At 68.2% G+C, this 22,432-nt stretch carries 24 protein-coding genes and 1 tRNA gene; 9 read left to right on the top strand and 16 right to left on the bottom strand.

Annotated elements, in window-relative coordinates; genetic code table 11:
• The first annotated feature begins 7 nt into the window (after positions 1-7).
• The 3 genes from XM50_RS04980 to nusG all read left to right on the top strand — a co-directional run bounded on the left by XM50_RS04980 (position 8) and on the right by nusG (position 1,093).
• Positions 8-84, top strand: a tRNA-Trp gene (locus XM50_RS04980).
• A gap of 253 nt (positions 85-337) precedes the next feature.
• Positions 338-535, top strand: coding sequence for a preprotein translocase subunit SecE (secE, locus tag XM50_RS04975; RefSeq protein WP_046407863.1), 198 nt, complete (start codon positions 338-340; stop codon positions 533-535).
• A 21-nt stretch (positions 536-556) separates the two neighbouring features.
• The gene (nusG, locus tag XM50_RS04970) at positions 557-1,093 is read left to right on the top strand and encodes a transcription termination/antitermination protein NusG (protein ID WP_046407860.1); all 537 of its coding nucleotides are present in this window, start codon (positions 557-559) and stop codon (positions 1,091-1,093) included.
• Between the two features lie 88 nt (positions 1,094-1,181).
• Here nusG and XM50_RS19135 read toward each other — a convergent pair whose 3' ends face one another.
• The gene (locus XM50_RS19135) at positions 1,182-1,949 is read right to left on the bottom strand and encodes a CPBP family intramembrane glutamic endopeptidase (RefSeq protein WP_052742435.1); all 768 of its coding nucleotides are present in this window, start codon (positions 1,947-1,949) and stop codon (positions 1,182-1,184) included.
• A 41-nt stretch (positions 1,950-1,990) separates the two neighbouring features.
• Positions 1,991-2,962 carry a class II fructose-bisphosphatase gene (gene glpX / locus XM50_RS04960; protein WP_046407859.1) on the bottom strand — a complete coding sequence of 324 codons (972 nt, stop codon included), beginning with the start codon at positions 2,960-2,962 and terminating at the stop codon, positions 1,991-1,993.
• Positions 2,963-3,070: 108 nt separating this feature from the next.
• Here glpX and XM50_RS20950 point away from each other — a divergent pair, with 108 nt between their 5' ends.
• The gene (locus XM50_RS20950; RefSeq protein WP_046407857.1) at positions 3,071-3,649 is read left to right on the top strand and encodes a hypothetical protein; all 579 of its coding nucleotides are present in this window, start codon (positions 3,071-3,073) and stop codon (positions 3,647-3,649) included.
• Positions 3,650-3,724: 75 nt separating this feature from the next.
• A complete protein-coding gene (locus tag XM50_RS04950) occupies positions 3,725-4,351 on the top strand; it encodes a trimeric intracellular cation channel family protein (RefSeq protein ID WP_046407856.1) in 627 nt (208 codons plus the stop codon).
• A gap of 3 nt (positions 4,352-4,354) precedes the next feature.
• Here XM50_RS04950 and XM50_RS04945 read toward each other — a convergent pair whose 3' ends face one another.
• The 13 genes from XM50_RS04945 to XM50_RS04890 all read right to left on the bottom strand — a co-directional run bounded on the left by XM50_RS04945 (position 4,355) and on the right by XM50_RS04890 (position 16,085).
• Positions 4,355-4,933, bottom strand: coding sequence for a GNAT family N-acetyltransferase (locus XM50_RS04945; RefSeq protein WP_046407854.1), 579 nt, complete (start codon positions 4,931-4,933; stop codon positions 4,355-4,357).
• Positions 4,930-5,376: a hypothetical protein gene (locus tag XM50_RS04940; RefSeq protein ID WP_156167141.1), complete on the bottom strand. Its 447-nt coding sequence runs from the start codon at positions 5,374-5,376 to the stop codon at positions 4,930-4,932. The genes XM50_RS04945 and XM50_RS04940 overlap by 4 nt, the downstream gene beginning before the upstream one ends.
• Entirely contained in the window at positions 5,373-7,247 is a 1,875-nt protein-coding gene (sppA, locus tag XM50_RS04935; protein ID WP_046407895.1) for a signal peptide peptidase SppA, read from the bottom strand. The genes XM50_RS04940 and sppA overlap by 4 nt, the downstream gene beginning before the upstream one ends.
• A 131-nt stretch (positions 7,248-7,378) precedes the next feature.
• Positions 7,379-8,515, bottom strand: a complete 1,137-nt coding sequence (locus XM50_RS04930; RefSeq protein WP_046407893.1) for an NAD(P)/FAD-dependent oxidoreductase — start codon at positions 8,513-8,515, stop codon at positions 7,379-7,381.
• 60 nt (positions 8,516-8,575) lie between these two features.
• Complete coding sequence (locus XM50_RS04925) at positions 8,576-8,755, bottom strand: hypothetical protein (RefSeq protein WP_046407892.1); 180 nt, start codon at positions 8,753-8,755, stop codon at positions 8,576-8,578.
• 59 nt (positions 8,756-8,814) lie between these two features.
• Positions 8,815-10,341 (bottom strand): peptide chain release factor 3, encoded by a 1,527-nt coding sequence (locus XM50_RS04920; RefSeq protein WP_046407851.1) that lies wholly within the window; start codon positions 10,339-10,341, stop codon positions 8,815-8,817.
• A gap of 120 nt (positions 10,342-10,461) precedes the next feature.
• On the bottom strand, positions 10,462-11,859 hold the full coding sequence (gene thrC, locus XM50_RS04915) for a threonine synthase (protein WP_046407849.1): 1,398 nt from the start codon (positions 11,857-11,859) through the stop codon (positions 10,462-10,464).
• 99 nt (positions 11,860-11,958) lie between these two features.
• Positions 11,959-12,567: an SURF1 family cytochrome oxidase biogenesis protein gene (locus tag XM50_RS04910; RefSeq protein ID WP_046407848.1), complete on the bottom strand. Its 609-nt coding sequence runs from the start codon at positions 12,565-12,567 to the stop codon at positions 11,959-11,961.
• Between the two features lie 142 nt (positions 12,568-12,709).
• A complete protein-coding gene (locus XM50_RS04905) occupies positions 12,710-13,630 on the bottom strand; it encodes a cytochrome c oxidase subunit 3 (RefSeq protein WP_046407846.1) in 921 nt (306 codons plus the stop codon).
• A 40-nt stretch (positions 13,631-13,670) separates the two neighbouring features.
• Positions 13,671-14,216, bottom strand: a complete 546-nt coding sequence (locus XM50_RS04900) for a cytochrome c oxidase assembly protein (RefSeq protein ID WP_046407844.1) — start codon at positions 14,214-14,216, stop codon at positions 13,671-13,673.
• Positions 14,216-14,350 (bottom strand): hypothetical protein, encoded by a 135-nt coding sequence (locus XM50_RS20945; RefSeq protein WP_269430559.1) that lies wholly within the window; start codon positions 14,348-14,350, stop codon positions 14,216-14,218. Before XM50_RS20945 ends, XM50_RS04900 begins: the two co-directional genes overlap by 1 nt.
• Positions 14,347-15,246, bottom strand: coding sequence for a heme o synthase (locus XM50_RS04895; protein ID WP_046407843.1), 900 nt, complete (start codon positions 15,244-15,246; stop codon positions 14,347-14,349). The genes XM50_RS20945 and XM50_RS04895 overlap by 4 nt, the downstream gene beginning before the upstream one ends.
• 113 nt (positions 15,247-15,359) lie before the next feature.
• Positions 15,360-16,085 carry a nitroreductase family protein gene (locus XM50_RS04890; RefSeq protein ID WP_082102720.1) on the bottom strand — a complete coding sequence of 242 codons (726 nt, stop codon included), beginning with the start codon at positions 16,083-16,085 and terminating at the stop codon, positions 15,360-15,362.
• 95 nt (positions 16,086-16,180) lie between these two features.
• On the opposite strand from XM50_RS04890, the gene XM50_RS04885 reads away from it, so the two are divergent.
• The 4 genes from XM50_RS04885 to queA all read left to right on the top strand — a co-directional run bounded on the left by XM50_RS04885 (position 16,181) and on the right by queA (position 21,813).
• Positions 16,181-17,920 (top strand): N-acyl-D-amino-acid deacylase family protein, encoded by a 1,740-nt coding sequence (locus XM50_RS04885; protein WP_046407841.1) that lies wholly within the window; start codon positions 16,181-16,183, stop codon positions 17,918-17,920.
• A gap of 1 nt (position 17,921) precedes the next feature.
• A complete protein-coding gene (locus XM50_RS04880; RefSeq protein WP_046407840.1) occupies positions 17,922-18,806 on the top strand; it encodes a 3-keto-5-aminohexanoate cleavage protein in 885 nt (294 codons plus the stop codon).
• A gap of 101 nt (positions 18,807-18,907) precedes the next feature.
• The gene (locus XM50_RS04875) at positions 18,908-20,653 is read left to right on the top strand and encodes an N-acyl-D-amino-acid deacylase family protein (protein ID WP_046407838.1); all 1,746 of its coding nucleotides are present in this window, start codon (positions 18,908-18,910) and stop codon (positions 20,651-20,653) included.
• 134 nt (positions 20,654-20,787) lie between these two features.
• Entirely contained in the window at positions 20,788-21,813 is a 1,026-nt protein-coding gene (queA, locus tag XM50_RS04870) for a tRNA preQ1(34) S-adenosylmethionine ribosyltransferase-isomerase QueA (protein ID WP_046407837.1), read from the top strand.
• A gap of 12 nt (positions 21,814-21,825) precedes the next feature.
• On the opposite strand, the gene XM50_RS20940 is transcribed toward queA, so the two are convergent.
• The gene (locus XM50_RS20940) at positions 21,826-22,431 is read right to left on the bottom strand and encodes a TlpA family protein disulfide reductase (protein WP_046407835.1); all 606 of its coding nucleotides are present in this window, start codon (positions 22,429-22,431) and stop codon (positions 21,826-21,828) included.
• Between the last annotated feature and the right edge of the window lies 1 nt (position 22,432).

The raw sequence follows: 22,432 nt of genomic DNA, 5'->3' as shown, positions 1-22,432 counted from the left end.
TCGCTGCAGGGGTGTAGCTCAGCTGGTTAGAGCGTCGGTCTCCAAAACCGAAGGCCCTCGGTTCGAATCCGAGCTCCCCTGCCAAGCATCCGGTGGGGCCAGGCCGCACGATCCGGCGGACATATCCGGCGCCCCGATCTCCCGCGCGCCCTGCCGCCCCTCACGACCCGTCCCTTTTGCGCGGCATGCCGTGCGCCCTTGCTCTTGACGGCGCGCATCGCTATTTCGCTGGACGCATCCGACAGCGCGGACGGCTTTTACCACCGTTTCCCCCCGGGGACGCGGTAGAAGGCACATGCCCCGCTCGCGGTATCGAACGATTAAAAGGCTAACGCACGTGGCGAAGACGTCCCCGATCGAGTTCATCAACCAGGTTCGTGCCGAGACCAGGAAGGTCGTGTGGCCGAGCCGGCGCGAAACGATCATGACCGGCGTCATGGTGATGATCATGACGACCATCCTGGCGCTCTTCTTCCTTGGCGTCGACACGGTCTTCAACGCGATCGTCAACGCCCTGCTCAGCCTGGCCAAGTAAGAAAAAGGACGCGCCCGCAACATGCCACGCTGGTACATTATCCACGCTTATTCGGGCTTCGAGGGCAAGGTTCGCGACGCGATCATGGCCGAGGCCAGCCGCATGGGCCTCGAACAGCTGGTCGAGCGGATCGAAGTGCCCACCGAGACGGTGCAGGAAGCGCGTCGCGGCAAGAAGGTCCAGGTCGAGCGCAAGTTCATGCCGGGCTATGTGCTCGCCAAGCTCGAGATGACTGACCAGGTCTATCACCTCGTCAAGAACACGCCCAAGGTCACCGGCTTCCTCGGTTCGTCCGGCAAGCCGCAGGCGGTGAGCGAGGCGGAAGCCGCGCGCATGCTCAACAGCAAGGAAGAGGCCGCCGCCGCGCCGAAGACCAAGATCAAGGTCGATTTCGAGATCGGCGATTCGGTCAAGGTGCTCGACGGCCCGTTCGCGAGCTTCAACGGCACCGTCGAGGAACTCGATTTCGACAAGGCGAAGGTCAAGGTGTCGGTGTCGATCTTCGGCCGCGCCACCCCGGTCGAACTCGACTTCGAACAGGTCGAACGCAGCAAGTAATCGCACGGCCACGCTCTCCTTCCCCCCATCCGGCCGGGAGGGAGAGCGCCGTCACGCAGCGGCGATCATTGCCCTGCCGCCACCGCCGTCATCGGCCGCGGCCAAAGCGCCGCTCCAGCCACGGCCGGACGATCAGCGCATTCACGTCGACCACCGCATGCAGCAGCATCGCGGCCCATAACAGCCCGGTCGACAGATACAGCCACCCCAGCCCCGCGCCGATCAGGCCGACAGCGATCATCCCGCCGCGCCCCTGGTAGCGATGCGCCAGCGTGAACAGCGCCCAGCCCAGGACGCAGCCGATCGCCGCGCTCCCCGTCACGATCGCCGCCAGCAGCGGCACCGTCAGGCGGAAGAACAATTCCTCCGCCACTCCCGCACTTGCCGCCAGCAGCAGCGCCGCGCCCGTCTCCCGGCGTGATCGCGCAATCGCGGGCGAACGGTACGTCGGCCCGATCACCCGCCACCGCCGCCACAGCGACACCGCGACCAGCCCGGCGCCCAGCAGGAAGCCGCCGCCGATCGACAGCGCCGTCTCGCGCAGCGCCACGCCATCAAGGGGAAGGATGCCAAAGGCGCCGTACAGCTCGGGCGGCAGCACCGCTACCGCCTTGATCCGCCCGATCAGCGCCAGCGCCACCAGCGAGGTCGCGCCATACATGCCGGCGATCCCGGCCGCCCAGCCTAGCGAGGCGCGGGGCCGCGAGGGGGAAGCGCCGCGCACCGCGTCAGCGATCCGCGCGGCGATGCTGCGCCGGCTGCGCAGCGCATGGGCGATCAGCGCGATCGCCCCGATCAGCAGCGCCAGGGCCGGCAGCACCCCCGCCGACATGCCCGCCGACGTCCCCGCCAGCATCAGCGCGGCCGGTTCACCGCCGCCCGCTCACGCCCGCCGCATCAGCGGTTCAGGCGGTGCTCGCCGCGCACCCAGCGCACCGTGCCCGACGAGGCGCGCATGACGACGCTCTCGGTGGTCATGATCTTGCCCTTGCGCTTCACGCCCTCCAGCAGCGACCCGTCGGTCACGCCGGTCGCGGCAAAGATGCAGTCGCCCTTGGCCAGCTCGGTCAGGTCATATTGCTTGTCGAGGTCGGTGATGCCCCATTTGCGCGCCCGGGCCCGCTCGTCCTCGTTGCGGAACAAGAGCCGGCCCTTGAACTGGCCACCGACGCAGCGCAGCGCCGCGCAGGCCAGCACGCCTTCCGGCGCTCCGCCCGACCCCATGTACATGTCGATCGTGGTGTCGGGATCGGTCGTCGCGATCACGCCCGCGACGTCGCCGTCGCCGATCAGCACCACGCCGCACCCGATCGAGCGCAGCTCGGCGATCATCTTCTCGTGGCGCGGGCGATCCAGCACGCACACGATGATCTCGTTGGGCTCGACGCCCTTCGCCGCGGCCACTGCCTTGACGTTCTCGGTCGGCGACTTGTCGAGGTCGATCACGCCCTCGGGCAGCCCCGGGCCGACCGCCAGCTTTTCCATGTACACGTCGGGCGCGTTCAGCAGGCAGCCTTCCTCGCCGATCGCCAGCACGGCCAGGCTGTTGGGGCCAGCCTTGGCGCAGATGGTGGTGCCTTCCAGCGGATCGAGCGCGATGTCGATCTTCGGCCCGGTGCCCTGCGCCGCGCCGACCTTCTCGCCAATGTACAGCATCGGCGCCTCGTCGCGCTCGCCCTCGCCGATCACGACCGTGCCGTCGATGTCGAGCGTGTTGAGCGCCTCGCGCATCTTCTCGACCGCGGCTGCGTCGGCAGCCTTTTCGTCGCCGCGCCCGATCAGGGTGGAGGCGCCGATCGCCGCCGCTTCCGTCACGCGAACCATTTCAAGCACCAGAACGCGATCAAGCACCTTGCTGGGTGTCGGCATTCAATCCCCCAAAGAAAAATCGTTGTTTCGCCGATGCGATAGGCATCAACCGCGACCGTGTCGAGACGCCGCTTGCCCGCCCGCCGTCGCCGAGCGACAAGTGGCCGCATGGCGAAGCTGAAGGTCTATCGCACCCCCGCTGGCTTTCACGACGCCTATGTCGCGGCGACCAGCCAGAAGGCGGCACTCGCGGCATGGGGCAGCGATGCCAATCTCTTCGCGCGTGGCATCGCGGAGGAAGTGACCGACCCCGCGCTGATGGCCGCCCCGCTCGATCGCCCGGGTGAGGTGATCCGCGTCGCCCGCACCATGGACGACGCCGACGAGCCCCCACCCCGCCGATCGACGCGCGCCCCGTCGAAAGCGAGCGCGCCGGAAACCCCCGCCGCAAGGGCCAAGGGCCGGCCGCAGCCCAAGGCAGCACCAAAGCCCAAGCCCAAGCCCGAGCCTAAGCCGAAACCTAAGCCAAAACGCACCAAGCTCGATCAGGCCGAAGCCGCCCTCGCCGCGGCCGAGGCGCGTCACAAGGCAGAACGCGAGGCGCTGCGCCGCGAGGAACAGGCGCTCGCCGCCAAACGCCGCGCGCTCGACAAGGCGCAGGCCGCCGAGCGCACCCGGCTCGATCGCCGCCGCATCGACGCACGGGAGGCGTATGAGGCCGCGCTCGATCAATGGCGCGAACCATGATGACCAATGATGCCGGGCCGCCCGCGACGTCGCCGCTCACCCGCACCCCCGCCCTCTGCTAGCACCGGCGCGATCATGGAAAGCGACACGATCCTTCCTGCCTTCGCCGCCTGGTTCGACCTGGCAGGGCTCGCCGTCTTCGCCGCCTCGGGTGCGTTGGCCGCGGCGCGGCGGGCGCAGACGCTGGTGACGTTGCTCTTCTTTGCTCTCATCACCGGGGTTGGCGGGGGCACGATGCGCGATCTCCTGATCGGCGCGCCGGTGTTCTGGATCGTCGACAGCCGCGCGTCGACCGTGTGCCTTGGCGTCGGCCTGCTGATCTGGGTCACGCCCGAACGCTGGTGGCGCGGCCAGGCGCTCGACTGGTTCGATGCGGTGGGGCTGGCGGCCTATGCCGTCTACGGCGCGGCCAAGGCGATCGGCTATGGCGTGCCGCCCGTTCCGGCCTTTGTGATGGGAGTGGTCACCGGCTGCGTCGGCGGCATCATCCGCGACGTGCTGGCCAACGAACCCTCGATCCTGATGCGGCCGGAGCTCTATGTGACGGCTGCCGCGCTCGCCGCCGCGCTCTACGTCGGCCTCACCTATGTCGCGCTCCCCGGCTGGGCCGCGGCGATGATCGCCGCCTCTGCCGGCTTCGCGCTGCGCGCCGCGGCGATCCACTGGCAGATCCACCTTCCCGCCTATCGCGGCCGGCGCTGATCCTCAGTTGCCGCCTCCCGGCAACCGCACCCCGACCTCGGTGAACGGCAATATGTCGGCGGCAGGCGCATCGCGCTCGCCCAGCGCGCATTGCCACAGACCGACGTCGATCCAGCGGCCATATTTGTGGCCCACCGCCTCCAGCACGCCGACGGGGCGAAATCCGACCGCCTCGTGCAACCGCACCGATCGGTCGTTGGGCAGCGTGATGACCCCCATCGCCTGGGTGAAATGCTGCACGCGCAGCGTCTCCAGCAGCGCCTGGTACAGCCGCCGCCCGATGCCGCGCCCGCGCGCCTCGGGCGACAGGTAGATCGACGTTTCCACCACATGGCGATAGGCCGCACGCTCGCGGAACCGGCCGGCATAGGCATAGCCGGCGATCGTCTCGCCCGCCGGCCCGGCCACCGTCGCCACCAGCCAGGGATACAGCCCGTCCGTGCCCGTCATGCGCAGCGCCATCTGCGCTTCGTCGGGCGCCTCGGTCTCGAACGACACGACGTCACTGGTGACGAAGGGGGCGTAGATGGCGGCGACCGCAGCGGCGTCTCCCGGCCGCGCCGCGCGGATCGCCAGCGTCACCGCTGGACCGCGACCGTCAGCGCGCTGATCCGCCCACCCTCCAGGATGCCGCGCAGCCGCGCGCGTCGCGGTCCGGCACCGGCGACGCCTTGCGTGCCATAGATGCTGAGCTCGCCGGTGCCGTCGCTGCGGCAGCGGACGTCCAGCGATTGCGCATCGGCCAGTCGCGCCGCCATCCGCCGCACCTCCGCCAGCACGCCGGCATCGACCGGCTTGCTGCCCGCCGTCAGCCGGTCAAGCATCACCGGATTGCCCGTCGCCGGCGCGGCGGTCAGCTGCAACTCATAGGTCACGGTACCGCAGGTGAACCGTCCCGACAGGCTGCGCGGCGAGGCCACCTGCACCGTCACTGCCGCGGCCGGCTCCGGCGCGCCGCCGGCGGGCGCCGCCGCCTGCACCAGCAACAGCGCCGCACCCATCATGGTTACAGGGCCGACGATCACAGACCCAGCCGCGCCAGCAGCAGGTCCATCAGCCGTGCGTCGCTCGCCGTCGCCTGCTGCGGCCCCAGCCCGCCGCACTCCAGGCAGCGTGCCTGCACGCCGCCGCCCGCGGCCAGCCGCCGCAGGTCGCCCGCCGCCTGCGCCATCGCCTGGCGCTGGACCCAGCCGATCCGCGCAAAGGCGTCGGCCGGCGCTGCGCCGCTGTCCTCCTCGCGGCTACCGATCTGCTGCACGATCTGGCTCGCCCAGGTCGGCTTCTTCTCCAGGTAGTTGGGCTTGGCTGTGTCGGGGTCCAGCTTCGCGCGGCGCGCCGCTTCCTTGATCGCGTCGTTCAGCGATCCGAAGCGATCGACCAGCCCGATCTGCCGCGCCGTGCCGCCATCCCACACGCGCCCCTGCGCGATCTCGTCGACCCGCGCGACGGGCAGCTTGCGCGATTGCGACACCAGCCGCACGAACTCGCGATAGCCATGCTCGATGGTCGATTGCAGCACCATGTCGGTCTGCTCGTTCAACCCACCCAGAAGGTCCGGCTGCCCGGCCAGCGGCGTCAGCTTCACGCCGTCCGTGGTGATACCGATCTTGGCCAGCGTTTGCTCGAACGTCGGGACGAGGCCGAAAATGCCGATCGATCCGGTGATCGTCTGCGGCTCGGCAAAGATCACGTCGGCCGGGGTCGATACCCAATATCCGCCCGACGCAGCCAGCCCGCCCATCGACACGACGATCGGCAGCCCCTGCCGCTTGGCCTGCAGCACCGCGGCGCGGATCTGCTCGGACGCCATCACCGACCCGCCCGGCGAATCGACCCGGACGACCAGCGCCTTCAGCTTGTTCTGCGCCAGCCCGTCGAGGATGTACTTGGAAATCGTCTCGCCGCCGGCGGTGCCCGGCGCGGCCTTGCCGTCGACGATCTCGCCCGCCACCGTCACGACGCCGATCTCGCCGCCATTGGGCGCCGGATTGGCGCTGACATAGGCGGCATATTTGATCTGGTTGAACCACCCGGCGGGCTTGCCGCTCTCGGTACCCGCCAGCTCGGCGACGCGGCGGCCGAACGCCAGGCGATCACCGATCTTGTCGACCATGCCGGTCGCCAGCGCCACCTTGCTGATGTCGCCCTGTGCCGACCGGGCGAGCTCGGCCGGCTGCTCCAGCCAGCGGGCGATCTGCGCCTTTGGCCGGGCGCGGGCGACGCCGTCCTTCCACTGGTCCAGCAGCGATCCGTACAGCGCCTCCGACGCCGCGCGCGATTCCGCGCTCTCGTCGGTACGGGTATAGGGCTCGACCGCCGACTTGAACTTGCCGACGCGGAACACGTGGACGTCGACGCCCAGCTTGTCGATCAGCCCCTTGTAGTACAGCCGGCTGCCGCCCGGACCGGATAGCGCGATCCCGCCCAGCGGCGCTGTCCAGATCTCGCTCGCCGCCGCCGCCAGGCGATAGCCGCCATCGGTATAGGCAGTGGCAAATGCCAGCACCGGCTTCCCCGCCTGCCGCGCGCGCAGCAGCGCATCGGCAACCTCGGCCAGCGTCGCGGGATAGCCGCCACCGAACCGGTCGAGGTCAAGGACGATCGCCTTGACCCGCGCGTCGTCCTTCGCCGCGTCGATCGCGCGCACCACGTCGCGCAGCCGATATTGCTGGCCGATCTGCTGCCCCGACACCAATGCCAGCGGGTCCACTTCCTGGGGCTGCTCGACGATCGGGCCGTTCAGCGCCAGCACCAGCGCGCCGTCCTTGATCGACGGCGCGCTCGGCCGCGAGTTCAGCGCCGCGAACAGCAGCGCAAAGAACAGCAGCATCGCGACGAGCACCAGCGCGTCCTTGATGCCGACCAGCAATTTCCACGCGCCGCGAACCAGCTTCATCATGTTTTCCCGGGATAATCGTCGATCGGTCTAGCCGATGGTGTATGGCATCAGCAATACGCGCCCTCACTTAGCGCGCGCGCCGCGTCCCGGCCCGGAACGTCCCCGGTCACAGCATCAGGGTCACAGCATCAGGGCCAAAGCGCCTGCGCCGCCGCCCAGCCGCTCGCCCAGGCCCATTGGAAATTATATCCGCCCAGCCATCCGGTGACGTCAACCGCCTCGCCGATCACATACAGCCCCGGCACCTTGCGCGATTCCAGCGTCTGCGACGAAAGGTCCGCGGTCGATACCCCGCCGACGGTCACTTCCGCCTTGGCGAATCCTTCGCTGCCGTTGGGCACGAAACGCCACCCCGCCAGCGCCTGCTCCGCCGCCGCCAGCTTCGCATCGGGCAGGTTGGCCAGTTCCCCGCGCAGCCCAAGCATCTCCGCAAGCGCATCCGCCAGCCGCTGCGGCAACGCCCCGGCGAGCAGCTTGCCGACACCCGCCCGCGGCGTCGCCCGCTTCGCCTCGCGCAGCCAGCCCTCCCCGCGATCGGGGACGAGGTCGACGATGATCGGGTCGCCATGCCGCCAATAGGATGACACCTGAAGGATCGCCGGCCCCGACAGCCCACGGTGCGTGAACAGCATCGCCTCACGGAACGCGGTCTTGCCCGCGCGCGCCACGACCGGGGTCGCGACACCCGCCAGCGCGCGAAACGGATCGTCCCCGCCCAACGTCAGCGGCACCAGCGCCGGGCGTGGCTCCACTACCTTCATCCCGAACTGCCGCGCCAGGTCATAGGCAAAGCCGGTCGCGCCCATCTTCGGGATCGACGCCCCCCCGGTCGCCACCACCAGCGCGCGTGCCGTGACCGGAACGTCCCGTCCCCCGCCGATCGCCACGCGAAACCCGTCAGCCCCATGCTCGACCCCGCCGACCGGCCGGCCAAGCGTGAAATCGACCCCGCCCCTGGCGCATTCCTCCAGCAGCATCGCCACGATCTGCCGCGCGGAACCGTCGCAGAACAATTGCCCCAGCGTCTTTTCGTGCCAGGCGATGCCATATCGCTCGACCAGCGCCAGGAAGTCGGCCGGCGTGTAGCGTGCCAGCGCCGATCGCGCGAAATGCGGGTTGGCCGACAGGAAACGGTCGGGCGCGGTACCGATGTTGGTGAAATTGCACCGCCCGCCGCCGGAAATCAGGATCTTCTTCCCGGCCTTTTCGGCATGGTCGATCACCAGCACGCGCCGCCCGCGCTGCCCGGCGACCGCGGCACACATCAGCCCCGCCGCGCCGGCCCCCAGCACGATGGCGTCATAATCCTGCGCGGTCACGTCCGGTCAGTGCAGCTTGGCGATCGACAATCCGTCGCGCTTCGCCTGCTCCTTCACCGATTCCTCGCTACGGGTCAGCGCCTTGGCGATCGCCTTCAGCGCCATGCCCTTCTTGGCCAGCGTGTGCAGCTTCTGGATTTCGTCCGGCTTCCACGGCTGGCGATGTCGTTCAAAGCGTTCGGCCATGGCCATATCCTACTCTATCCAGCGTCCACCGTCATCCCGCGCGGGATGAGCGGCGCCTGTCACCGCTCGCGAGTCGCCGCGAAGGTGACCTTGGAATAACGATCGGCGATATATCCGACTTCCCACGCGCTCTTCGCCAGGAACACCGGATTGCCGTCGCGATCCTTGGCCAGCGCGCCGCGGTTCAGATCGGTGAATTCCTTCAGCGCGGCGGGATCGTCCGAGGATATCCAGCGCGCGGTGTCGAACGGCGATGGCTCCAGATTGGCGGCGACCTTATATTCCGCCTCCAGCCGCGACAGCAGCACTTCCAGCTGAAGCTGCCCGACGACGCCGATGATCCAGTTCGATCCGATCTCGGGATAGAACACCTGGATCACGCCTTCTTCGCTGAGGTCATCCAATGCCTTGCGCAACTGCTTGGTCTTGGTCGGATCCTTCAGCGCGACGCGGCGCAGGATTTCCGGCGCGAAGTTCGGCAGGCCGGTGATCCGCACCCCCGGCTTCTCGCTCAGCGTATCGCCGACGCGCAACGTGCCGTGGTTGGGAATACCGATGATGTCGCCCGGAAACGCCTCGTCGGCGATCTCGCGATCCTGGGCGAAGAACAGGATCGGCGAATGGACCGCGATCGGCTTGCCATGCCCGGTCGGGGTCAGCTTCATGCCGCGCTTGAACGTGCCCGAGCACAGCCGCATGAACGCGATCCGGTCGCGGTGCTGCGGGTCCATGTTCGCCTGCACCTTGAAGACGAAGCCGGTGACGTCCTTCTCGTCGGGCTGCACCGGCGCGGGCTCCGCCGGCTGCGGGCGCGGCGGCGGCGCGTATTCGGCCAGCGCGGCGATCAGCTCGGCGGGGCCGAAATCCTTCAGCGCCGACCCGAAATAGACCGGCGTCAGGTCGCCGGCGCGATACGCCTCGGGGTCGAACGCGGCATAGCCCGCCTGCGCCAGCTCGATCTCCTCGGCGATCTCGGGCGGCAGTTCGGGCGCATCCTCGACCCGCCCCTGGAACGTGCGGCTGTCGCCATCCGGGCGGCTGATGCGGTTGGTCTTCAGGTCAAGCACGCCCTGGAACGTGCCGCCCATGCCGACCGGCCAGCTCATCGGGCACACGTCCAGCGCCAGCATGTCGGCAATCTCGTCGAGCAGCTCGAACACCGGCCGCCCCTCGCGATCGACCTTGTTGACGAAGGTGATGATCGGCACATTGCGCAGGCGGCACACCTCGAACAGCTTGCGCGTCTGCGCCTCGATGCCGCGGGCCGCGTCGATCACCATCACCGCCGAATCGACCGCGGTCAGCGTGCGGTACGTGTCCTCGCTGAAATCCTCGTGCCCCGGCGTATCGAGCAGGTTGAAGAACACGCCGTCCTTCTCGAACGTCATGACGCTCGACGTCACCGAGATGCCGCGCTGCTGCTCGATCTTCATCCAGTCCGATCGCGCGCGCCGGTTCTGCCCCCGCGCCTTCACCTCGCCCGCCAGATGGATCGCGCCGCCGACATACAGCAGCTTTTCGGTCAGCGTCGTCTTGCCGGCGTCAGGGTGCGAGATGATCGCGAAGGTACGGCGGGGGGATGGCATCAATGAATCCTGCGAACGTAAGGGCGCGCTTCGACTTTGCGGTTCGGGCAGACCCCGCGTGGCACGCAGCCGATCGGAGCGTGGCTGGCACGCCCCTTCAACATGCGAACGGCAGAAGGGTCAGGAACGCGGAGTCGCGCGCTCGGCTATATAGGCACTCACCGCGTCAAAGGTAGCGTCCAGCGTCACGAACGCTTCCTCGCGCTCGAACAGGTCGCCGACGCGCGCCGGCAATGCGGGGCTGAGGCCCGTTGCGCGCTCCACCGCCTCGGGGAATTTGGCCGGGTGCGCGGTCGCCAGCGTCACCGTCGGACAGTCGAACGCGGCGCTGCGCGCGGCGGACAGCGCGATCGCGGTATGCGGGTCGATCAGCTCGCCGGCATGTTCATGCGCCCAGCGCATGGCCAGCGCCATCCCGTCGGCATCGACGCTCGCGCTCGCCAGATGCGCCGCCGCGCCGCCATGCTGCGCATTGGTCAGCCGCATCGCCCTGGACGCCTCGAACCCCTGCATCTGCGCCGCCAGCGCCGCGCCGTCGCGATCGCCCAGGTCGAACAGCAACCGCTCGAAATTGGACGACACCTGGATATCCATCGACGGCGTGGCGGTTGGCACCACCGTGGCGGAGGAATAATCCCCGGCGGACAGCGCGCGGTGAAGGATGTCGTTGACGTTGGTGGCGACGATCAGCCGCTCGATCGGCAGGCCCATGCGCGCCGCGACATAGCCGGCGAAGACATCGCCGAAATTGCCCGTCGGCACGCTGAACGCGATCGGCCGCCCCGGCGCGCCCAGCCGAACGGCGGCGTAGAAATAATAGACCACCTGCGCCATCAGCCGCGCCCAGTTGATCGAATTGACCGCGCTCAGCCGGAACCGCCCGGAAAAGGCGGGGTCGTTGAACATCGCCTTCACCAGCGCCTGCGCGGTGTCGAAATCGCCGCGGATCGCGATATTGTGGACGTTGGGCGCGCGCACCGTCGTCATCTGCCGGCGCTGCACGTCGCTCACGCGGCCGGCGGGGTGGAGCATGAAGATGTCGATCTTCTCGCGCCCGGCAACCGCGTCGATCGCCGCCGACCCGGTATCGCCGCTGGTCGCGCCGACGATCGTCAGCGGCGCGCCGTCGTCATCCTTCAGGAACCGCTCGAACAACAGACCCAGCAGCTGCAGCGCCACGTCCTTGAACGCCAGTGTCGGGCCGTGAAACAGCTCCAGCACCCATTGGTCGTGGTCCAGCTGGCGCAGCGGCGTGACCGCGGCGTGCGAAAAGCGGCCATAGGCCTGCTCACACAGCGCGCGCAGCTCGTCCCGGCTCAGCGAATCCCCGATGAACGGCGCCATCACCGCCACCGCGGTATCGACATAGGACAGGCCGGCCAGCCCCGCGATCTCGTCGGCGCTCAGCGTCGGCCAGTGATCGGGCACGTACAGGCCGCCGTCCGACGCAAGCCCCGCGAGCGTCGCGCCGCGAAAGTCGAGCGTAGGGGCTGCCCCGCGAGTGCTGATGTACCGCATGGACGTGCGCGTTAGCCCGGCGACCGCCCCCTCGCAACCGCGCCCTCCTTGCCCGCCGCCTAGCTCAGCTTCGCGCTGTCGGTCAGCGGCGTGGCCGGGTCAGGCGCGGCTCGCCAGCCGCCGGCGCAGCGCGACGAGGTAGATCAACGCGGCGACCGCGGCGAAGAAGAACCATTGCCCGGCATAGGCCAGGTGATTGTTGGGGACGAGGCCGATGTCCGGCCGGCTGTTGGCGGTCAACCCCGCGGCTGGCTCGGCCGCGACCAGCAGCATCTCCTTGGGCGCTGCGCGGAACAGCGTGGCGATCAGCGGCGTCTGGTCGGGCGCATGGCTGATCCAGCCGCGCACCATGCCCCCGCCCCATTCGACCATCTTCGTCGGATCGCGTGTCGTGCCCAGCTGTACCTTGATCGGCGCGCCCCCGCCCGGCGTCAGGCAGGTCGCGATCAGGCGATAGCCCGCATTGCCCGCCCCCGCGCGGGTGATCCCGGTCACCTGCGCGCATTCGGCGACGCTGGCGCGGAACAGCAGCGAATCGTCCGGGCTGCGCGGAAACGTCACCGCCGGCCGCGACGGGTTGGCGGCGAGCTGCGCCAGCTGCGCCTCCTTCTGCGGCAGGCGCACGCGCAATTGCCACAGGCCAAGGCCGATCATCGTGGCAACCGCCAGCGCGACGATGATGGTGGGAAGGATCGGCAGCCGCCTCATGCCGCCCGCCCTGCCCTGCCGCCGCCCCCGCTGGCAAGGTCACATCGCATGGCGGGGCTGGTGGCATCCCCAAACGCGAACGGGCGCGGCTCCGGTGGAGCCACGCCCGCTTGCTTGTCGATCCAGTGGATCGGGTCGTCGGTCAGCCGTGGACCGGTGCGCCCCAGCCGCCCCAGATGTAGATGGAGACGAACAGGAACAGCCACACCACGTCGACGAAGTGCCAGTACCAGGCGGCCGCTTCGAACCCGAAATGCGCCTTGGGCGTGAAGTCGCCCTTATAGGCGCGCATCAGGCAGACGATCAGGAAGATCGTGCCGACGATGACGTGGAAACCGTGGAAACCGGTCGCCATGAAGAACGCCGCGCCATAGTTCAGTCCCTTGAACGGGAACGGCGCGTGCATGTACTCATAGGCCTGGATCATGCTGAAGATCAGGCCGAGGACGACCGTGACCCACAGGCCCTTCAGCACGCCGTCGCGGTTGCCGACGCCGATCATGCCCCACAGGCCGGTCTTCTCGCCGCCACGCTGGTTGTGGATCAGCGCATGGTGCGCCCAGGTGATGGTGGTGCCCGACAAAAGCAGGATCAGCGTGTTGAGCAGCGGCAGTTCGAAGGCGTTGATCACCTCCATGCCCTTGGGCGGCCACTGCGCGGCCAGCGCCGCACCCTCGGTCACGCGCTCCACCGCGCCGTCGACGAAGACGATCGCATCGGGGAACAGCGCGAAATCGAAATAGGCCCAGAACCAGCCGACGAAGAACATCACCTCGGAGGCGATGAACAGGATCATGCCATAGCGGAAATGCAGCTGCACGACCGGCGTGTGATCGCCCGCGCGGCCTTCGCGGATGACGTTGCGCCACCAGCAGAACATCGAGAACAGCACGGCCGCCAGGCCGGCGAAGAACAGCCAGCCGCCGCCGTTCGGCTTGTCGACATGGCCTCCGTGCATCCACATGATGCCGCCAGCCGCCATCGCCAGCGCCGAGAAGGAGCTGATGATCGGCCAGGGATCGGGTGGGAGAATGTGGTAATCGTGGTTCTTGGCGCCGGCCATCGGGCTCTTCCCCTGTTGGTACCCTGTGTTTTGCGTTCGCTTAGCTGGACGGCTTGCCCGAATCTACCGGGTAAAACGTATAGCTGAGCGTGATGGTCTCGATATCCCGCGTGTCGGGATCCTCAAGGATTTTCGGATCGACGAAATAGATGACGGGCATCCGCATCGTCTCGCCGGGCTTCAACGTCTGTTCGGTGAAGCAGAAACATTCGATCTTGGTGAAATATTGCCCCGCCTGCCCCGGCGTCACGTTGAACGTGGCGGTGCCGGTGGTCGGCACGGCGGCGCGGTTGGTCGCGGTGAAGAACGCCATGTTGCGCGCGCCGATCACCACCCGCTGGTTGGGCTGTTCGGGCGTGAAGCGCCACGGCAGCTTGCCGTTGGTGTTGGCGTCGAAGTCGATCTTCATCTCGCCGGCGACGGCGCCCGGCGCCTCCAGCCCGCGCTGCGTGGTGCCGTTGAACCCGGTCACCTGGCAGAACAGGCGGTACAGCGGCACGCTGGCGAAGGCGAGACCGGTCATGAACAGGAGGCCAAGCACGGCAAAGGCAGCGGTCCGCCCCTTGCCCGAAATACGTGCCAACATCAGTGCGCGAGACCCTCTCTGATCTTCACGATGGAAATGGCGAACACCAGCACCACGAACGCGCCCAGCAACACCGCCATCACGACCGCACGGCTTTTCTGCCGGCGCCGGATCAGATCCCGATCATCAATCATGCAATCCACCGATCGGCGACAAGCGCGCCAAACACCACAAACAGGTACAATATGGAAAATTTGAACAGCGCCTTTTCGGGCAGCATCTTGTCGTCCGCGGCCGTGGTGCGCCGCGCGACGCGCCACGCCAGCACGCCGAACCACGCCGTCATCACGCTCGACACCACGCCATAGATCGCACCGGTCAGCCCCAGCGGCCACGGCGCCACCGCCACGATCGCCATCGGGATGGTGTAGAGGCCGATCTGGTGCCGCGTCACCTTCTCGCCCGCCACGACGGGCAGCATCGGCACGCCGGCATTGGCGTAATCGGTCTTCACGAACAGCGCGAGCGCCCAGAAATGCGGCGGCGTCCACAGGAACACGAACATGAACAACAGCAGCGGCAGCAGCGCGACATCGCCCGTCGCCGCGGCCCAGCCGATCAGCGGCGGAAACGCGCCCGCCGCCCCGCCGATGACGATGTTCTGCGGCGTCCGCCGCTTCAGCCAGACGGTATAGATCAGGACATAGAACAGGATGGAGATGGTCAGGATCGCCGCCGCCGCGACGTTCAGCGCCAGCCCCATCAGGATGACCGAAAACGCGCCCAGCCCGACCCCGAAATGCAACGCCGACTGGCGATCCATCCGCCCGGCGGGCAGCGGCCGGCCCATCGTGCGCTTCATCACCGCATCGATGTCCGCCTCATACCATTGGTTGAGCGCCCCCGCCGCGCCCGCGCCCAGCGCGATGCACAGGATCGCGGTGAAGCCGAGCACCGGGTGGATCGTCACTGGCGCCGCCAGCATGCCGCACAGCCCGGTGAACACCACCAGGGTCAGCACGCGCGGCTTGGTCAGCGCGAGGAAGTCCCGCCAGTCGGCAGGCGGCAAAAGGGGGCTTGCTGGAGTCATGGAACTGGGGGCGGGCATAGTCTCTTGTCGCGCCTGGGGAAAGTGCGGATGCGCGCACGCGCCGGCGATCACGTCTGGCGGATCACCCGTGCGGCGCGCGATCCTGCCGGCGATCAGCCGTGCAGCACATGGTCCTTGTCGCGCACGGTACGCGCGCTGTTCGCCGGATGCGCCGGATCCTCATAGCCAAAGGCGATGCCGAACAAGAGCTTGTGGTCGTCGCCCACGCCCAGTTCGCGGTGCACGATCTCGGCATGGTGGCTCAGCGCCCCTTGCGCGCACGATGCCAGGCCATTGGCGGTCAGCGCCAGCATGAACGACTGCGCATACATGCCGCAATCGGCCGCCTCGCGCATCCCCGCCCAGGCCGGGATGAACAGGAACATGGCGTGCGGCGCGTCGAAGAAGCGGAAATTGCGCAGGAACGATTCGGTCCGCGCCGCCACATCCTCGCGCGCCACATTGGTCGCCGCGAACAGCGATTTGGCCGCATCGATCTGCCGCCCGCGATAATGGCCGGGATAGGCGCCGGTCAGCGGGAAATCGGGCGTCATCTTGGTGCCGCTCTTGGCCGCATCGTGCAGCACGGTGCGCATCCGCTCCGCCGACGCCCCCGACACGACATGCGCGGTCCACGGCTGGACGTTGCAGTTGGACGGCGCCAGCTGCGCCATCTCCATCACCCGCTCCAGCAGTTCGGCGGGCACCGGATCGGGCTTGAACCCGCGCACCGAACGCCGCTCGCGCAGCAGCCGCTCCAGCGTCGCACTGTCGCCGGACGGGGCATTTGCCTGCGCGCCCGCCTGCTCGTTTCTTGCCGCCGCTGCTGTCGTCGCCATCACCCACTCCTAAGTCACTCGTTCGAATCTCCTTGCCTCACCGCCGCCGCGAAGTCACCATCGCCGGCAAAAGACGTAGAAAATGGAGAGGCACGATGTACGACCTGATCATTCGGGGCGGCACGATCGTCGATGGATCGGGCGCGGCCCCCACCCGCGGCGATGTGGCGATTTCCGGCGATCGCATCGTCGCGATCGGAACCGTCAGCGACCCGGCGCGCCGCGAAATCGACGCCACGGGAAAGCTCGTCACCCCCGGCTGGGTCGATATCCACACCCATTATGACGGCCAGATCACCTGGGCCTCGCGCATGGACCCGTCCTCGACGCTCGGCGCCACCACGGTCGTCGTCGGCAATTGCGGCGTCGGCTTCGCGCCGGTCCGCCCGCAGGATCACGACACGCTGATTCGGCTGATGGAGGGGGTGGAGGACATTCCCGGCGCCGCGCTTCACGAAGGGCTGTCGTGGCAGTGGGAAAGCTTCGGCGAATATATGGATGCCGTCGACCAGCTCCCGCACGACATCGACGTCGCCGTTCAGGTGCCGCACGGCGCGCTTCGCGTGTACGTGATGGGCGAGCGCGGCGCTAACCGCGATCCGGCGACCCCGGAGGAGAATGAGGAAATGCGCCGCCTCACCGCGGAGGCGATCCGCGCCGGCGCGCTCGGCTTCTCCACCACCCGCACGATGGTCCACCGCACCGCCGACGGCGATCTCACCCCCACCGTGCGCGCCGCGCGCGAGGAGATGGAGGCGATCGCCCGCGGCATCGCCGACGCTGGCTCGGGCGTCCTCCAATGGGTCTCCGATTTCCAGGAAATGGACGAGGAGTTCAGCCTCGTCCGCGACCTCACGAAGATCGCCGGCCAGCCGCTGAGCTTCTCGATGGTTCAGGCCGATGTCGTGCCCAACCAATGGCGCGAACTGACCCAGCGGCTCGATGCCGCCGTCGCCGAAGGCTATCCGCTGAAGGCGCAGATCGCCGGCCGCCCGGTCGGGCTGATGCTCGGCCTGCAAGGGTCGGTCCACCCCTTCATCAGCCGGCCGAGCTACCGCGAGATCGCCGACCTGCCGCTGGCGGAGAAGGTCGCCCGGATGCGCGATCCCGAGTTCCGCGCGCGCCTCATCGCCGAGGCGCCGATGAAGGATCATCCCTTCGTCAATTCGGTCGCCGGCGCGCAGCACAAGATGTTCCGCATCACCGACCGCGTGGACTATGAACCCGATCCCTCGACCAGCCTCGCGGCGGAGGCAGAGCGGCTCGGCGTCCACCCCGACGAACTCGTCTATGATGCCTTGCTCGAGGACGAGGGCCGCGCCTTCCTGTTCTTCCCGATGCACAATTACGTCGAGGGCAATCTCGACAACGTCCACGCGATGATCACCAATCCCAACACGCTCTCGGGCCTGTCGGACGGCGGCGCGCATGTCGGCGCGATCTGCGACGTCAGCCTGCCGACCTTCATGCTGACCCACTGGTGCCGCGATCGCACGCGCGGGCCTCTGCTCGACCTCGCCGGCACGGTGAAGCAGCAGACCCGCGACACCGCGCTCGCCGTGGGGCTTGCCGACCGCGGCCTGCTCGCGCCCGGCTATCTCGCCGACGTCAACGTCATCGATTTCGACCAGCTCGAACTCGGCAAGCCGTACATGATCTACGACCTGCCCACCGGCGCGCGCCGCCTGATGCAAAAGGCGAAGGGCTATGTCGCGACGATCAAGTCGGGTCAGGTCATCTATCAGCACGGCGAGCCGACCGATGCCCTCCCCGGCAAGCTGATCCGCGGTCGCCAGCCGGCGCCTGCCCCCTTGCAAGAGGCGGTCGCCGCCTGACATGCCGCCGCTCATCATCGAGGCCGCGCTGAACGGCGCGACGCCGAAATCGCGCAATCCCAACGTGCCGATCACGCCGGACGAACTCGCCAGCGAGGCGCTGGCCGCGATGGAGGCCGGCGCCGCGATCGTCCACACGCATATCGAGCGGATGGACATGACCGGCGACGCCGCGGTCGATCGCTATTTGGCGGCCTATGCCCCCGTGCTGGCGGCGCGGCCCGACGCGATCCTCTGGGGCACCGTCGCCACCGGCCCCGATGTGGAGGCGCGCTTCAGCCATTATCGCGGCCTCGCCCGCGCCGGCGTTCGCATGGGCGCATTCGATCCCGGCTCGGTCAATCTCGGCACGCACGGCCCCGACGGCCTGCCCGGTGCCTCGGTCCTCTACGCCACCACCTACCGCGACATCGCCTGGCTCGCCGATCTGCACGAGGCGGAGAAGCTCGGCCCGGCGATCGCCATCTACGAACCCGGTTGGCTGCGTACTACGCTGGCCTATGAACAGGCCGGCCGCCTCCCCGCAGGCACCTTCGTGAAGCTCTATTTCGGCGGCCGCTACAATTTCCTCGACGGCAAGCGCAGCAACGTCACCTTCGGGCTTCCGCCAACGGAGAAGGCGCTCGACGCCTATCTCGAAATACTTGAGGGCTCGTCGCTTCCCTGGGCCGTCGCCGCGATCGGCGATTGCGTCGTGGAAACCGGCCTTGCCAAGCTCGCGATCGAACGCGGCGGCCATGTCCGCGTCGGGCTGGAGGATTTCGGCGGCGAGCGTCAGCCCGGCAACCTGGAGCTGATCGCGGAGGTCGTTGCGCTGGCGAAACAGGCCGGCCGCGCGGTCGCCACACCCGAACAGGCAGCCAAGATTCTCGGTCTGCCGCGATGAGGCCAGCCCCGTGTCAGACGTGGCCAATCGTCTCCGCAGACAGGCCAATGTTCTCCGGCAACAGGCCGGACTGACCCCATTACAATTCCAGGAGAGGCCACATGTTCGATCTGTTGGTGAAGAACGGCACGGTCGTCGACGGCACCGGCGCCCCCCGCTTCCGCGGCGATGTCGCGGTGCAGGGCGACCGGATCGTCGCGGTCGGCCAAGTGTCTGGAACGGCACGTGAAACCATCGACGCCGACGGCTGCATCGTCACCCCCGGCTTCGTCGATATCCACACCCACTATGACGGCCAGGTCTCCTGGGACCAGATTCTCGCCCCGTCCTCGATCAACGGCGTCACCTCCGCCGCGATGGGAAATTGCGGCGTAGGATTCGCCCCCGCCCGCGCCGACAAGCACGACTGGCTGATCCAGCTTCTGGAGGGGGTGGAGGACATTCCCGGCACCGCTCTGGCGGAGGGGCTGACGTGGAATTGGGAAAGTTTTCCCGATTATCTCAATGCCTTGAGCGAGCGTGAATATACCATCGATCTCGGCGCCCACATGCCCCATGCCGCGCTACGCGCCTATGTCATGGGCGACCGCGGCGGCGACCATCTGGCCCGTCCGACGCAAGGTGAGGTGGATCGCATGGCCACCCTCACCGCCGAGGCGATGGAGGCCGGCGCGCTCGGTTTCTCCACCTCGCGCACCCATGCGCACCGCAGCCGCGATGGCCTCAACATCGGCACGCTGACGGCGGAGGATCCCGAACTGCTCGGCATCGCCGCCGCGCTGCGGCAGACGGGGAAGGGCGTCATCCAGTTGATTTCCGACGCTTATCTCACCGCCGACGATGATTTCGCCGCCGCCGAACTCCAGCTGATCCGCCGCCTCGCCACCACCAGCGGCCGCCGAGTCTCCTTCACCGTGCAGCAGACCGACGACGCGCCCGACCGGTGGAAAAGCATCTATCGCGAGATCGATCAGATGGTGGCCGACGGCCTCCCCGTCAGCGCGCAGGTCGCCCCTCGCCCGATCGGCGCGATCCTCTCCTTCGCCTCCACTACCAACCCCTTCGTCGTCGCCCCCACCTACCGCCGCATCGCCGCGCAAAGCGCCAGCGTCGACGCGCGGCTGGAGGCGCTGGCCGATCCGGACGTGCGCTCGGCAATCCTCGCCGAACATGCCGGCTTCCACGCCAGCGAAGGCTTTATCGCGCTGATCACACGCGGTTTTTCGCGCATGTTCCGGATGACCGATCCGGTCGATTACGAACCGCACGAAAGCCAGTCGATCGCCGCCGAGGCCGCCCGCGCCGGCGTCGATCCCGCCGCCTATGTCTATGACGCACTGATGGAGGAAGGCGGCCGCCGCCTCCTCTACATGCCGCTGATCAACTATGCCCGCGGCAACCTCGACGACGTACACGGCATGATGACCGGCAATCATGTGCTCTACGGCCTGTCCGACGGCGGCGCGCATTGCGGCACGATCTGCGACGGCAGCCTCCCCACCACCACGCTCGCGCTCTGGTCACGTGGCAACAAGGCCGGCCTCAGCACGCCGATCGAATCGCTGGTCCACGGCTACACGCAGAAGAACGCCGCGCACGTCGGCTGGCACGATCGCGGGGTTCTGGCACCCGGCTATCTCGCCGATCTGAACGTCATCGCGCTCGACGACCTCGCGCTCGCCCCGCCCGAGATCGTGCAGGATCTGCCCGCCGGCGGCACCCGCCTCCTGCAACAGCCACGCGGCTACAAATGGACGGTGAAGTCCGGCGTGCCGACCTTCGCCCGCGGCGAATGGACCGGCCGCACACCCGGCCGGCTGGTACGCGGCGCCCGCAGCCTGAGCTGAGCCGCCCCTTGCCTTCTGGCCGATGGCCGGCATAGGCGGGCGGCGAAGCTGCTGCCGGCCATGCCGCGCCGGCGTGCGGCTCGTCAGGCGGCCATGATCGCCGCCACCCGCCATGTTGGACAGCGCCGCCAGATATGAACGTCGACCTTTTTGATTTCGATCTTCCGCCGGAACGGATCGCGCTCCGGCCCGCGGCGCCGCGCGATGCCGCTCGCCTGCTCGTGCTAGACGGCGCCGCCACCCGCGACCGGATCGTGGCGGATCTGCCCAGCGAATTGCGCGCCAACGACATCCTGGTCTTCAACGATACGCGCGTGATCCCGGCCCAACTTGAGGGCACCCGCGGCGAGGCGCGGATCGGCGCAACGCTGCACAAGCGCGAAGGGCCGCGTCGCTGGCGCGCCTTCATCCGCAACGCCAAGCGGCTTCGCCCTGGCGACACGATCGACTTCGGCGCAGGCGTCTCCGCCACCGCAAGCGATCGCGCGCAGGACGGAAGCTTCGCGCTCGACTTCGCCGGCGACGAGCCCGTCGAACTGCTGCTGGAACGTGCCGGCCGCATGCCGCTGCCACCATATATCGCCGCGAAGCGCCCGACCGATGCGCGCGATGCCGATGATTACCAGACGATGTTTGCGCGCGAAGCCGGCGCCGTCGCCGCGCCCACCGCCGCGCTGCATTTCACGCCTGACCTGATCGCGGCGCTGGACGCAGCAAAGATCGCCCACACCACGCTCACGCTGCATGTCGGCGCGGGCACCTTCCTTCCGGTGAAGGCGCAGGACACCGCCGACCATCAGATGCATGCAGAATGGGGCCGGATCGACGCGCCGACCGCCGATCGGTTGAACGCGGTCCGCGCGTCCGGCGGGCGAGTAATCGCCGTAGGCACCACGTCGCTTCGCCTGATTGAAAGCGCCACCGATGCGGACGGCACGATCCGGCCATTCGAAGGTGACACCTCGATCTTCATCACGCCCGGCTACCGCTTCCGCGGGATCGACGGCCTCCTGACCAACTTCCACCTCCCGCGCTCGACCCTGTTCATGCTGGTATCGGCACTGATGGGCCTCGATCGGATGCAGGCGGCCTATGCGCACGCGATCGCAAACGATTACCGCTTCTATTCCTACGGTGACGCCTCGCTGCTCCTGCCCTGACCGCAGTGCGGATCAGCTCGCCGCGATCAACGCGGTCGATTCCGCATCGGCCCAGTCACGCGCCCCGCTGACCCGCCACAGTTCGCGCCCGTTGGCGTCGAGCATGATCGTCATCGGCAGGTTCGCCTTATAGGCCAGGCTCAGGCCGAGCTCGGGATCGACATAGGGCACCAGCCGGGTCAGCCGCTGCTCGGCGAAGAAGGGGGCGACCTTCTCGCGCTGCATGTCCTGGCTGACCGCGAGCACATGGACCTTGTCTCCGGCGATCGCGGCGGCGGCATTCAGACTCGGCATCTCCTTGATGCACGGCGCACACCACGTCGCCCACAGGTTCAGCAGCACCGGCTTGCCGCGGAAATCGGCGAGGCTCGTCTTCTTGCCCGCGGCATCGAAGAAGGTCACCGACGGGGCTGCTTCGCCCTGATGCGTGCGGTCGATCTTACCGGCGACGCTGGCGGCTGACTTGCTGCCGACCGCTCCGTCCGGGGAAACTTCGTCGGGACTGGCGTTGCTCGCCCCTGCGACGTTCGCTTGCTCACCGGCGGGCGTTTGCTTATCGCAAGCCGAGGCTGCGAGCGCAGCCGCAAGGAGAAAGACAGTTCCCGAGCGCGATGACATG

This window comes from Sphingomonas sp. Ag1, assembly GCF_000980895.1.
Classification (GTDB): Bacteria; Pseudomonadota; Alphaproteobacteria; order Sphingomonadales; family Sphingomonadaceae; genus Sphingomonas; species Sphingomonas panaciterrae.
The sequence above is the reverse complement of the archived record's forward strand: the minus strand, read 5'-3'. Positions and strand labels throughout refer to the sequence as shown.

What these genes read in the sequence shown, in the direction of transcription:
- XM50_RS04925 (WP_046407892.1), bottom strand. Translation starts at nt 8,755, where the DNA reads ATGGCCGAACGCTTTGAACGACATCGCCAGCCGTGGAAGCCGGACGAA.
- XM50_RS04920 (WP_046407851.1), bottom strand. Translation starts at nt 10,341, where the DNA reads ATGCCATCCCCCCGCCGTACCTTCGCGATCATCTCGCACCCTGACGCC.
- XM50_RS04890 (WP_082102720.1), bottom strand. Translation starts at nt 16,085, where the DNA reads ATGGCGACGACAGCAGCGGCGGCAAGAAACGAGCAGGCGGGCGCGCAG.
- XM50_RS04885 (WP_046407841.1), top strand. Translation starts at nt 16,181, where the DNA reads ATGTACGACCTGATCATTCGGGGCGGCACGATCGTCGATGGATCGGGC.
- nusG (WP_046407860.1), top strand. Translation starts at nt 557, where the DNA reads ATGCCACGCTGGTACATTATCCACGCTTATTCGGGCTTCGAGGGCAAG.
- thrC (WP_046407849.1), bottom strand. Translation starts at nt 11,859, where the DNA reads ATGCGGTACATCAGCACTCGCGGGGCAGCCCCTACGCTCGACTTTCGC.
- XM50_RS04950 (WP_046407856.1), top strand. Translation starts at nt 3,725, where the DNA reads ATGGAAAGCGACACGATCCTTCCTGCCTTCGCCGCCTGGTTCGACCTG.
- XM50_RS04930 (WP_046407893.1), bottom strand. Translation starts at nt 8,515, where the DNA reads ATGTGTGCCGCGGTCGCCGGGCAGCGCGGGCGGCGCGTGCTGGTGATC.
- XM50_RS20945 (WP_269430559.1), bottom strand. Translation starts at nt 14,350, where the DNA reads ATGATTGATGATCGGGATCTGATCCGGCGCCGGCAGAAAAGCCGTGCG.
- XM50_RS04875 (WP_046407838.1), top strand. Translation starts at nt 18,908, where the DNA reads ATGTTCGATCTGTTGGTGAAGAACGGCACGGTCGTCGACGGCACCGGC.
- XM50_RS04895 (WP_046407843.1), bottom strand. Translation starts at nt 15,246, where the DNA reads ATGACTCCAGCAAGCCCCCTTTTGCCGCCTGCCGACTGGCGGGACTTC.
- glpX (WP_046407859.1), bottom strand. Translation starts at nt 2,962, where the DNA reads ATGCCGACACCCAGCAAGGTGCTTGATCGCGTTCTGGTGCTTGAAATG.
- queA (WP_046407837.1), top strand. Translation starts at nt 20,788, where the DNA reads ATGAACGTCGACCTTTTTGATTTCGATCTTCCGCCGGAACGGATCGCG.
- XM50_RS04900 (WP_046407844.1), bottom strand. Translation starts at nt 14,216, where the DNA reads ATGTTGGCACGTATTTCGGGCAAGGGGCGGACCGCTGCCTTTGCCGTG.
- XM50_RS04880 (WP_046407840.1), top strand. Translation starts at nt 17,922, where the DNA reads ATGCCGCCGCTCATCATCGAGGCCGCGCTGAACGGCGCGACGCCGAAA.
- XM50_RS04910 (WP_046407848.1), bottom strand. Translation starts at nt 12,567, where the DNA reads ATGAGGCGGCTGCCGATCCTTCCCACCATCATCGTCGCGCTGGCGGTT.
- XM50_RS04905 (WP_046407846.1), bottom strand. Translation starts at nt 13,630, where the DNA reads ATGGCCGGCGCCAAGAACCACGATTACCACATTCTCCCACCCGATCCC.
- XM50_RS20950 (WP_046407857.1), top strand. Translation starts at nt 3,071, where the DNA reads ATGGCGAAGCTGAAGGTCTATCGCACCCCCGCTGGCTTTCACGACGCC.
- sppA (WP_046407895.1), bottom strand. Translation starts at nt 7,247, where the DNA reads ATGAAGCTGGTTCGCGGCGCGTGGAAATTGCTGGTCGGCATCAAGGAC.
- XM50_RS19135 (WP_052742435.1), bottom strand. Translation starts at nt 1,949, where the DNA reads ATGCTGGCGGGGACGTCGGCGGGCATGTCGGCGGGGGTGCTGCCGGCC.
- XM50_RS20940 (WP_046407835.1), bottom strand. Translation starts at nt 22,431, where the DNA reads ATGTCATCGCGCTCGGGAACTGTCTTTCTCCTTGCGGCTGCGCTCGCA.